Here is a 10,765-nt window from a genome sequence, read left to right as displayed (position 1 = left end):
GCTTTTTTGGAGATCGTGGAGTGGTCCGCTTTGGGCAACCCACAGGCGGCCATTCGCTTTTCTCCGTCCCGATAGCCATCCCACTGTTGAAGGGCAGCTTCAGCTAGAAAGACAAAGAGTTCGTAGACAGTAAACTTTCTCGCTGTATCGACATAATTGGCTTGGTGCAACAAGAGTTGTAGTTCTTCTTTTGGAATGATGGATTGCAGAATAGGCGCTAACATTGTACGATGTTTCATGAGACCGACTCACCTTTCGTAGAGTTTGTAGGGGTACAAACACTATACAGAATTGAGCGGTCTTTTTGCTACCATTTTTTAGCTAATCAACAGGCGTGGATAAATCCACTCATTTTAGACCAAATAGCCTATTTGCAGGAGCTATATTGGATTTTTCCACTCATTTTGAACCAACAGGCCTCAAAAGACTGATTTCGAGCTGAAATGTGTGGATTTTTCCATTATAGCTTGCATTTTCGGCGATTTATGCCCATTTACAATGGATAAATCCAACATAGATGATGACCCCATCGAGGAATATCAGCCTAATCGACTTATCGACTTATCGACTAATTAATGATTAAGACCAGAATTCGATAAGGTGTTTGCCTGTCAAGCTAGCCGGAATCAATCCGTCCACTTGCTCGCCATCGCATGTCATCCGGAATTTCGTTCCGAAGCCGTGAACGGCGATGTCTAGCACTGCCTCCCGGTAGCGGAGATTGTCCAGTCGGAGATCACGCAGCGTCTTCGGAACAGCAGGTGCAAACGACATCCCCCTCTCATCGTACTCGATTCCGAGCACTCCGAAGAGGAAGTAAGAGATGAATCCGGCAACATGCCAGAGCTGACCGGGCCAGCGCCACGCCTTGCCTGTTCGATAGTCGATGACCTCGTAGAACGTCTTCGTCATAACGCTGTTCCGCACCTGCTGCGCAACGAGGCTCATGAGCAGATCTAGCCTGCCTTCTCGCCCTGCTGCGGCAGCCATCCCACTCGTCCAGACAACCCAAGCTGCATTGCAGAAATGATTCGTTTCTTCGCGATACGGGAAGACGTTCACACCGAACTCGTTCATCGCAACCTCTGGCAGCCTGTCCAATATCCGCCGACGCTGTTCAGCCGTTCCGATGCCATACCGCGGCCACATCGCCATTTCTTGGCCGGCCGATTCCCAGTAGCCTTCACGTTAGCTTTCGCTGCCGATTGGACCACTAGTGAAGAAGCCCGCTTCCTCATTCCAATATTGGCGCTGGAGGTTGCAAAGCAGCAACTCGCCTCGCTCTGCCCAACCCCTTATCTGCTCCTCCGGTTCTTCCATGAGGACGCCCATCCGCGCCATCGCACGGAACGACTCCATGAAATAAGTCTCCGTCGCGAGGCAGAATCCGCCAGCCTACGGCTCCGGAAAAGCATCATTGGAAGTCGATTGATCCGCTGGCACTAAGCCTTGCTCCAGGTCGAAGCTTTCGTCCAGCTTCGCGATGCGGCTCTTCAGATTCGTCCACGTTTCCTGAATCAACGTTAGATCGCCGGTCGCCAAGTAGTAGTCCCATATGCCGACGATCGGCATCGCAGTCCCGTCCACGCCATTGTCGAAGCCCGACTTCGTCGTGAAGAGCAAGGATCGCCTTGCACCTTCTGGATCCAGCAGGTTGCCGGAGCGAATCGCGATATGCGTCGTGTCCCGCACCCAGACGCCGAAGCCTTCCCCCGGGCCCTGGAATTGACCCGCGGTCCACATCCCTTCCTCGCCCGGCCGGGCGAACTCCGGCGAGCCGCATCGGTAGAAAACGTCTGCAGCCAGCCGATATGCGGCATCGATCGTCGCATGCGCGGTATGGAGATCCGGCAGCTGCGCGATCTCAGACCGCGGATGCCAGACGTTGCCGCGGTCAATGACGCGCGTCATATCGTTCGCCCAGTTCTTGCGCCAGGCGAACTCTTCTATCGCACGCGTCGGTGAAAGAATCGTATCCCGGTCAGGCACATACGCGGGCGGCTCGCCATAGACGGCATCTTCGATACGATGGCTGTAGATGGTATAGCTCTTCGACTTCGACTGATAGATCACGGTGTCTTCAGCCGGCTTAGACGCTTCGATGAGCAGATGCTCTGCCAGAGTCGGCACTGTGCTGCGCAGTCCGAATACTTCCAATGACGCGGCCCTTATGATTCCTCGCTGACAATGGAGCTGGATGTATCGCGATTGATCATATGCAGGTTCAACCGGAACGAACATGACCGCTTCACCATCACCTACGAACAGTTCCATCGACGTTTCATCTAGCAGCAAGCGCAGTTTCAAACCGCCATCACGCCTAGCAAGCGGATTCGGAAGCGGAAGCGTAACCCCCTGGGACGCCACACAGCTCGTCTTTTCATTCAACTCCACTGTAACTCTGATCCCATAGAGTTCGATCTCTTGCAAATAATCTTCTTCCGCTTCGATAACCAGCTGAACATCAAGCAGATTCGAGGTTATCGTATCTGACTTATCTGAATCATCTGGCTCACCAGCGACTGGCAGCACTTGAATGTCCAGCCATTCGCCCGGAGCGACGCGAAACTGCAAGCTTTCCTTGAACGGAGCCGAAGCACTCAGCTCAGCGACTGACCATTCACGCTGCCACACACGCAAATTGCGCAGCTCAGCAACTGGCTCAGCATAGAGCCGGACGATGCCCTGCTCCGACCTGCGCAGTTTCAGCTCCGCAAGGACAAGCTGCCGTCCGCAGCCGACTTGACCAATAAGACCAGCAAGAACACAACGGCTCTGCCCGTAAGCCAGCCGTTCCGAATCAATGCCCGTCCACAGTGCAGCAGGTTCGCCATCTGCAGTGAAGCGCTCGCCGTCCCAATCGCCAATCTCGTATGCATGATTTTCGTGAAGACGGAGCCATTTTGACTGAAGAGAATCTTCAATCTGTAACTCTACTAGACGAGGCGAGCCTGCATTGGCATTGGCATGGGAATGGGCATCATGTGCAACATGAGCAGCATGTCCTTCCCCTCCAACGCTAACCGCCTCATGCCAGTGAACGAGATCCCGGCTAACCGCAACGCCAGCTCCTGAACCATCCACATACAAATACTCCAACAGCCATTGGCCACTCTCTTGCTCATAGTAGAAATCGATCAGTTCGCCAACCGAATTCAAAGCTGTCCCCATCGCCGCCTCCAGCCGTTAACGGATTTCCGCCGCTCGCAGTTCCCAAATTTCCATCCCGGAGACACGAACATCCCCGCTCGACTCCAACCGAACAAGATGGCTATCTTCCAAGGAAGGATACACGCGCGCGGTCATACAGATCTGGTCCCCGGCGAACAGCTCGACGACCGACTGATCGACGAAAATTCTCAGCTGCAGCGAATCCGCTCCTTCTTCCAGGTTCAGATCCAATACCATCTCAGCCTTGCGCACTCCCTCGAACAAGCTCGAGCTCGAACGATCCAGCGTAATCGTTCCCGCTGCAAAATCAACCCGCACATCCGTATGCTCACGCCCGTCCGCCGAAGCGAATACAGACACTGTAAGAACACCACCATCAGCAGGGCGACGAATATCCAGCAAACATTCGAAGGTCGTCGAAGATATGCCAGTTTCAAACGGCTGTCCCTCGCCAACCAGCACATCTGCCCACGACACGCTCTCTCCCCGAAGCGATACCAGCTCCGGAATCGGCGTCATCGCAATCCGACCGCTCGGTTTCAGCTCGACGACACGCGGCAGCGCCAGCGCACCGTTCCAATCGAGCTCCACAGGGAATGCGTCTCCTCTGCACTCTGGCATCCAGCCAAGCAGAATACGGCGGCCCGCTTCATCGACGAAGCCCGTCGATGCGTAATAGCCGTCCCAGCCGCCTGTATCCACAGTGCCGCGACCTTCTACTTCCGTCAGTCCCTCTGCACTCCAAGGGCCTGTTACATATTGAACCGGTCCGCTCGGGGAATAGAACAGCACCGCTTTGTCACCGAATCGGAATATATGCGGACATTCGAAAATCCACTCATCGCCTTTATAGTAAATCCGCTCGAAGCTCCACTCCTCCAAGTTGTCGGAATGGTAGATGAGCGCAACGCCTTTATTTTCATGGATACCGCCGGTAATCATTTTCCAGCCGTCCTGCTCTTTCCAGACGTACGGATCCCGCCACTCTGTAATGTGCAGATCGCCATGCAGCTCATTCGTGAGCACAGGGTTATAGTCGGGCTTCTTCCAAGTGAGCAGATCTTCACTGCTCTGTTTCACCATCCACTGCTCCGCACCGCTCGTTGCATTCCGCTCTCCGTCGCCGATGCTCGTATAGAACAAGCGGACCTCTTCGCCATCGACGACCGCGCAGCCCGAGTAACAGTGATGCTCTCCGAGATCGCGCGAAGGTGCCAGCGCGACCGGCAGCTGCTGCCAGTTCACCAGATCAAGGCTCTTGGCATGACCCCAATGAATCTGACCCCATTCTGGCTTGTCAGGATTATGTTGATAGAACAGATGATACTCGCCGTTCAGCTGAAAAGGACCGTTCGGGTCGTTCATCCAATTGTGAGGCGGTGTAAAATGATACTTCGGTTTGTAACGATCCATGTTCGTAGTCGCTCCTTATCCTTAGTTGAATTAATAAACTTCTCTGACATTATGAAACCGGTTTCTATGAGAACTGTTCGATATACCCTCGCTCGTTCCTCCTTCGTCATCATAAAAAAATAGGGACCTCCTGAACTGGAGGCCCCTTCTTGCCATGTAGGACATGTCACGGCGCGCATACACTCATCTCTATTTCACGAAGAAGGTCGCGTCCTGCTGATCCGTGCTCGTCGTAATAGACGAGATGTACAGCAGCCCATTCATATGTCTCATATATTGGCCTGCGATGTTGTACGACTCGAACGATGCGGCGAACCCGTTCGCAAATCCAGTGCGAAGCCGCCATGTGGCATCATTCTTGAACAGCGTCGTGCCGTCATTGATATCCATCCACACTTCGCCGTTCTTATGGCGCAGGTAGTGGCCAGGGAAGTTGACGGATTCGATAGAGATAGCCGCAGGATCCGCGAGGCCCGGAACGAGCTTCCACTGCGCATCTGCGATGTACTGGCTGCCGTTCGTCTTGCCTCTGCCGCTCTCATGGCGAATGAAGCTGCCCGGAAAATTGTACGTCTCGAACTGGGTGATCGGCGTTTCGGTATCGACACGTACGGCCTTCCAACGCTGCGTATCCAGACCGTTCGCCGTATACTGGATAATCTTCGTTCCCGCAGGCGCGCCGCCTCCGGCGTTATCGACCATCAGGCCGCTATGCTCGTTCATGATGGTATAATAGCCGCTGCCCGAATACGCAAACTTCCAGCGCTGCGTATCGAGGAAGTTGTCTGTCCATTGGTTGATCTGCGTGCCCGGCGTCGTCACGCCGTTCGGATCATCCCATACGAGATTGTTGTTCACGTTCACAACTCGGAAGAAGCCGCCGCTCTGATAGTCTGTCTTGAACCATTGTGTGTTCAAACCAAGATCGTTGTACTCGATCAGGCGAGTACCCGCAGGAGAACCGCCTCCGGCATTATCGATGACGAGAGCATTGTTCTGGTTGACGAATTTATACGTCGCGCCGGAGACAATCGAGGAATCACCGTTCATTTGCGCCACGTTGGAACGGATTTCGTTGATGCTGCCGTTCTTCACGGTATTGATCTCGAACAGCATGTTGTTCGCGAGCGGGAGCAAGGTTCCGCTCCAAGCAGCAGGCGTGTTCTGATTGCTGCCCACCACCGTAAGCGGCGCATCAATCAGCTGCCAAGTGGCTCCGTTGTCCGCGCTCGTGAACATTTTGTTATGATCCGGCACAACATCAGTCATACCGCGCACGTAGAATCTGCCGTTCGCGCTGCCGTCATCGACATACGCAACCTCAGGCGCTTGGGAGGCGCGGTAGATGCCCGTGCCAACAACGGTGCCGAGCACGGACGGCGTACCCCAGTTGATGCCGTCGGAAGATGTCTTGAACCGGACCGCAGCTTCAGGCGGATTGCCAAAATGCTCATAGAACATATAGTACGTGCCGTTCTTATGGCGAACGACGCGAGGCATGCCCGGCCGCGCGCCTGAGTTGGCGCTATCGCCGATGATGATGCTGTAATTGCCCCACGTTACGCCGCCGTCCGATGAAATTTCGCGTGCAATCGCCTGGTTATAGCCCGCTTGCCGCTCATCGGAATAGTAGCAGACGAGACGTCCGTCGCTTGAAACTGCGAACTCCGGCTCCCAAGTATGATGCGTACCGGATCCGCCTTGCGCTGCCAAATTGCTGTGCAGCTGCCATGTGGCTCCGTTGTCCGTACTGCGCCAGATGTGAATCGTATACGTCGCCGAGACGCCCCAGTCGCTCGATGCGAAGAGCAGCGTGCCGGCCGGATAACTGCCCAGCTGCTGCGGCAGCACATACAGCGTCGTCATCGCTTGCTGATCGCGGCTCAGGCCGAAGCTGTTCGGGTCGATCTGGGAGAGATACGACCAGCTCTTGCCGTTATCCGAGCTCTGATAGAAGTTGAACGGCTGCATGCCGGTCCAACCGGTGTTGACAGGGAATTTTCTCGTGAAAGTAGCCAGGATATTGCCATTGCCAAGCTTCACAGCACGTGCGTAATAAGGCTCAGGCTCTGCAGAATTGCTATAGACAACGGAGCCGGTGGCGGCTGCATTCGCTGGAGCAATGGCAAACAGTTGAAGCAGTAACAGAAGCGCAAGCGATACTAGAAAGAATCGTTTCCTCTTGTTCATTACTGATCCTCCTTGGCATTTTGACTTGCTATTCTTTTATTTCGACTTGCCGCTCGTTACCGGCCCGTCCTGCTGCAGCGCCGAGCTTGGGCCAGCGCCGCCGTCAATGACCGGCCATCCATTCTTCCAGTCGATTCGATCCAGCATCATAACCCGCCCGGAAGAGGTGATATCCTTCTGATTGAACGCGTGATACAGCATCCAATCCGTTCCCGCCTCATCCTGAATGACAGCGTTATGGCCCGGAGCGAGAAAGGCATCATTCTTCTCCAGCACCGGATTATCCGGATACGCCTCGAAAGGTCCTGTCGGCGACTTGCTGCGTGCAGCCATAACCGCATAATGAGGGGTGTGGCCGTTGTCCTGGCAGCAATAATCGCCGGAGTAGAACATGTAGTAATAGCCGTTTCGTTTCACAACCCACGGCCCTTCTACGAGCGCATCATAGCCTTCCCTGCTCTGTGCGCCCGGGTAAATGACAGCCTTCTCTTCGCCGATGACGCTCAGTCCGTCTTCCGCTAGCTGCGCTGCATAGATCGGCTGTTTGTCGGAGCCCCAGTACAAGTACCGCTTGCCGTCCTCATCATCCAGCACGAACGGGTCAATCTTCTCAAATCCGGTGCCCCAGACGACCGGACCGCCCTGATCCTTGTAAGGACCAAGCGGATTATCCGCCACAGCGACGCCAATGCCCATCCCTTTGAACGGATCGCCGTCATTCACTCTGGTCGAATAGTACAAGTAGTACTTGCCCTTGTAATAGGTCAGATGCGGTGCCCACATATAATCGAACGTCGCCCACGAAGGCACATTATCGTAAGTGAATACGCTCCCTTTCATCTCCCAATGCACAAGATCCTTGGACTGCAGAATCGGGAGCGGAACGAGATTACCTTCGTACTGGCTTTGCGTCGTGATCGCGTAATAGTAACCGTCCTGCGCCTTCAGCACAGTCGGGTCCGGCGCGTCATGGTTGTAAACGGGGTTCGTGAACGCCGTCTTGACGCCAGCACCAACACCAGCACCAGCAGTCTGCTCCTTATCTGCGCGCATAAAGAACCAAGCCGCGCAAGATAACGCGGCCAGGATGAGAATAAGAGCGAATACAACCGAACTCTTTGTTTTATAAAAAGGACTTTTCTCCTTAACTGTAGTCACGTTCATTCTCCCGAAGGCACCGCGCAATCGGTTTCCGTCGATACCGGCTTGCCGAAATCCGGATTGCCTGACGCCGTCCAGCCGAACTTCTGCATCCGCGGCTGACGATTCTCCATGCCGCCCTCAGAACTTGGAATCGCATGATAGACGATCCAATCCTCGGTGCCATCCGGCGATTGCGTGAAGCTGTTATGGCCCGGCGCGAATACGCCGTTCAAGGCGCACTTCACGAATACGGGACGATCACTCTTCGTCCAGGATGTTGAATCAAGCAGGTCGCTATCCGCAACAGCCGTCAGCATCCCTAGTCCGTAATCATCCGACCACGTCGTGCTGGCCGAATAAATCAAGAATATGCGTCCATTTCGGATCAGGAAGCAAGGTCCCTCATTAATCGCCATACCGCCTTGTTTCTCCCAATCGAATTCCGGCTTCGTCAGCAGCACCTCGGGACCTGTAATCGTCCACGGGCTGTCCATTGCCACCGCGTAGATCGCAGAGCCGTAATCCGGGTAGTTGCCATAGCCGGCATACATAAAATACAGCTTGCCCCCATGCTGGAGCACCGTCCCATCAAGACCCGGCAGCGCCGTCTTAATGGCACCTTTCTGCGTCCACTCGCCCCCAGTCGGATCTTCGCTCTCATTCTCGAGAACGTAGATTTTGCGGCCGGCATCCCCGGTTCCATCACTTGCCGTGAAGTAGATGTACCACTTCTCCTGAATGAAATGAATCTCAGGCGCCCATAGGTCGCAGCAGCCTGGACCCTCTTGCGGCGGCAGCCAAACCGTCGTCTTCGGCGCTTTCGCAACCCCGCTCATCGTTGTGGAACGGTACAGGTCGAGCCGGTTCCCGCAGGTCACCATATAGTAGTAGCAGCCGTCGGTATGCCGATACATCCACGGATCTGCTCCGCTTTCCATAATCGGATTGCGAAATGTTTTATTCGTCGTAAGTGTCACTCTAGTCCCTCCTGACTATCCTTTCATTCCCGTCAATGTAACACCTTCAACGAAATAGCGCTGCGCGAAGAAGAATAGTAGCGCCGTTGGAATCAATGCGAGAATCGAGCCCGCCATAATATAAGACCAATTCGCCGTATACATCCCTTGGAAGGATGCTAGAACAAGCTGAAGCGTAAATTTCTCCGGACTGTTGATATAAATCAACGGACCAAGGAAGTCGTTGTAGCCGCCTAAGAAACCGAAAATCCCTTGCGCCATCAAAGCTGGCTTCGCGAGCGGAAGGATGATCTTGATGAAGATTTGGAACGGATTGAGCCCATCCATCATCGCCGCATCTTCAAGCTCGGAAGGAATCGTCATGAAGAACTGCCGGAGGAAGAATACCGCCGCAGCCGCTCCGAACATGCCCGGAACCATAAGCGGCAGCCAGCTGTCTACCCAACCAATCGTTTTGTACAAAATAAAGGTTGGAATCATCGTGACGACGCCAGGAATCATCATTGTCGCGAGCAGCATGACAAACAGCGTATTCCGTGCCGGGAATTGGATTCTCGCAAATGCGTAAGCAGCAATGGCACTTGTAAACAGACCGATACAAGTCGTCGGAATAACGATAATGAGCGTGTTCATAAAGCCGTGCAGAAGGTTCGCTTCACCGAGGACGAACGAATAATTGCTCCATTCAATAACCTCTGGAATCCACTTCGGCGGCAGCTCGAACACCGCGCCTTCTTCTTTGAGCGAAGTCGATAGCATCCATAGAAAAGGAACCGCCATGATCACCGAGCCCGCAATGAGAAACAGGTAAGCAACGGCTTTCCTTATTTGCTCGCCAGCGCGCTTCTTTGAAGATCTGACGCCGATTGCAACATCGGACATGAGCACTTACCTCCTATTCGTAATGCACCCAGCGGCGAGACAACCAGAAATTGAGCAGCGTGATCGTCATCAGCAGAATGCCGAGCATCCATGCCATTGCCGAGGCATAGCCCATCTCCATGTAGCGGAACGCGTTCTGGAACAAGTAATAGACGATCGTGGTCGTCGAGTAATTCGGTCCGCCTTCGGTCATAATCTGGAACCTTGGGAAGTCCTGCATCGCACCGATTATCGACGTGATGAGAATGTACAGCGTCGTCGGCGAGATACATGGAATGGTCACTTTGACGAACCGCTGCCATCCGCCTGCTCCGTCGATTTCGGCCGCCTCGTACAAGCTGCGCGGAACCCCTTGAAGCGCTGCCAGATAGAGCACCATATTAAATCCGAGGCCCGACCATATCCCTTGCAAAATCATCGCCGGCATCGCCCAAGCCTCACTGCTCAGCCAAGCCGGACCCGTGATCCCGAACCAGCCGAGGAAGATGTTGAGAAGGCCGTAATCGGCGTTGAAAATCCACTTCCACAGCAGCGTCATCGCGACGACGGAGCTGATGGTCGGCAGGAAGAACGCGGTCCGGAACAGCCGGATGCCAACTATCTTCTGATTGAGCGCAATCGCAATCGCGAGCGACAGCATCATTCCGAACGGGATGGAAAGCGCGGAGTATATCGTGTTCTTCAGCGTCTTCCAGAAGAGCGGATCGTGAGCGAGCAGCCGGACGTAGTTGTCGGCCCCCGTCAGTTCAGGCGCATGGTAGCCGCTGTACTTCGTAAAGCTGACATATACCGAGAAACAGATCGGAATCATTGCAAACAGCAGAAAGCCCAAGATAGGAGCAGAGATGAAGGCATACGCCCATATGTACATCTTCCGTTTATTGCTCACATCTACCGTCCTCCAATACTTCAGGAGCATGGAAGGAGCTCTATTCGAGCTCCCCCATATGCTCTTTGACAAGATTTCACTTATAGGGTTCCGGTCTTGG

General features: G+C 54.2%; 9 protein-coding genes and 1 pseudogene. All 10 read right to left on the bottom strand.

The features are described 5' to 3' along the window. Nucleotides 1–239, bottom strand: a pseudogene (locus A8990_RS29085) (IS4 family transposase); the annotation flags it as partial. Between the two features lie 340 nt (nt 240–579). Beyond that, entirely contained in the window at nt 580–1,155 is a 576-nt protein-coding gene (locus A8990_RS29080; protein ID WP_147306892.1) for a glycosyl hydrolase family 65 domain-containing protein, read from the bottom strand. Between the two features lie 33 nt (nt 1,156–1,188). After that, a complete protein-coding gene (locus tag A8990_RS31755) occupies nt 1,189–1,359 on the bottom strand; it encodes a hypothetical protein (protein WP_181909840.1) in 171 nt (56 codons plus the stop codon). A 36-nt stretch (nt 1,360–1,395) separates the two neighbouring features. Continuing rightward, on the bottom strand, nt 1,396–3,171 hold the full coding sequence (locus A8990_RS29075) for a GH32 C-terminal domain-containing protein (RefSeq protein WP_116192519.1): 1,776 nt from the start codon (nt 3,169–3,171) through the stop codon (nt 1,396–1,398). A 15-nt stretch (nt 3,172–3,186) separates the two neighbouring features. Beyond that, nucleotides 3,187–4,584 carry a glycoside hydrolase family 32 protein gene (locus tag A8990_RS29070; protein WP_116192518.1) on the bottom strand — a complete coding sequence of 466 codons (1,398 nt, stop codon included), beginning with the start codon at nt 4,582–4,584 and terminating at the stop codon, nt 3,187–3,189. 189 nt (nt 4,585–4,773) lie between these two features. Next, nucleotides 4,774–6,774, bottom strand: a complete 2,001-nt coding sequence (locus A8990_RS29065) for an AbfB domain-containing protein (RefSeq protein ID WP_116192517.1) — start codon at nt 6,772–6,774, stop codon at nt 4,774–4,776. 36 nt (nt 6,775–6,810) lie between these two features. Then, nucleotides 6,811–7,932 carry a glycoside hydrolase family 43 protein gene (locus A8990_RS29060; RefSeq protein WP_181909839.1) on the bottom strand — a complete coding sequence of 374 codons (1,122 nt, stop codon included), beginning with the start codon at nt 7,930–7,932 and terminating at the stop codon, nt 6,811–6,813. A 2-nt stretch (nt 7,933–7,934) separates the two neighbouring features. Further along, nucleotides 7,935–8,894, bottom strand: a complete 960-nt coding sequence (locus tag A8990_RS29055; RefSeq protein ID WP_281272535.1) for a glycoside hydrolase family 43 protein — start codon at nt 8,892–8,894, stop codon at nt 7,935–7,937. A 15-nt stretch (nt 8,895–8,909) separates the two neighbouring features. Further along, complete coding sequence (locus A8990_RS29050; RefSeq protein WP_116192515.1) at nt 8,910–9,776, bottom strand: carbohydrate ABC transporter permease; 867 nt, start codon at nt 9,774–9,776, stop codon at nt 8,910–8,912. A gap of 13 nt (nt 9,777–9,789) precedes the next feature. Then, nucleotides 9,790–10,665: a carbohydrate ABC transporter permease gene (locus A8990_RS29045; protein WP_245996286.1), complete on the bottom strand. Its 876-nt coding sequence runs from the start codon at nt 10,663–10,665 to the stop codon at nt 9,790–9,792. Nucleotides 10,666–10,765 lie beyond the last annotated feature (100 nt).

Source organism: Paenibacillus taihuensis (assembly GCF_003386535.1).
GTDB lineage: Bacteria > Bacillota > Bacilli > Paenibacillales > Paenibacillaceae > Paenibacillus_Z > Paenibacillus_Z taihuensis.
The sequence above is the reverse complement of the archived record's forward strand: the minus strand, read 5'-3'. Positions and strand labels throughout refer to the sequence as shown.

What these genes read in the sequence shown, in the direction of transcription:
- A8990_RS29070 (WP_116192518.1), bottom strand. Translation starts at nt 4,584, where the DNA reads ATGGATCGTTACAAACCGAAGTATCATTTTACACCGCCTCACAATTGG.
- A8990_RS29065 (WP_116192517.1), bottom strand. Translation starts at nt 6,774, where the DNA reads ATGAACAAGAGGAAACGATTCTTTCTAGTATCGCTTGCGCTTCTGTTA.
- A8990_RS29075 (WP_116192519.1), bottom strand. Translation starts at nt 3,171, where the DNA reads ATGGGGACAGCTTTGAATTCGGTTGGCGAACTGATCGATTTCTACTAT.
- A8990_RS29080 (WP_147306892.1), bottom strand. Translation starts at nt 1,155, where the DNA reads ATGGCGATGTGGCCGCGGTATGGCATCGGAACGGCTGAACAGCGTCGG.
- A8990_RS29050 (WP_116192515.1), bottom strand. Translation starts at nt 9,776, where the DNA reads ATGTCCGATGTTGCAATCGGCGTCAGATCTTCAAAGAAGCGCGCTGGC.
- A8990_RS31755 (WP_181909840.1), bottom strand. Translation starts at nt 1,359, where the DNA reads ATGGAGTCGTTCCGTGCGATGGCGCGGATGGGCGTCCTCATGGAAGAA.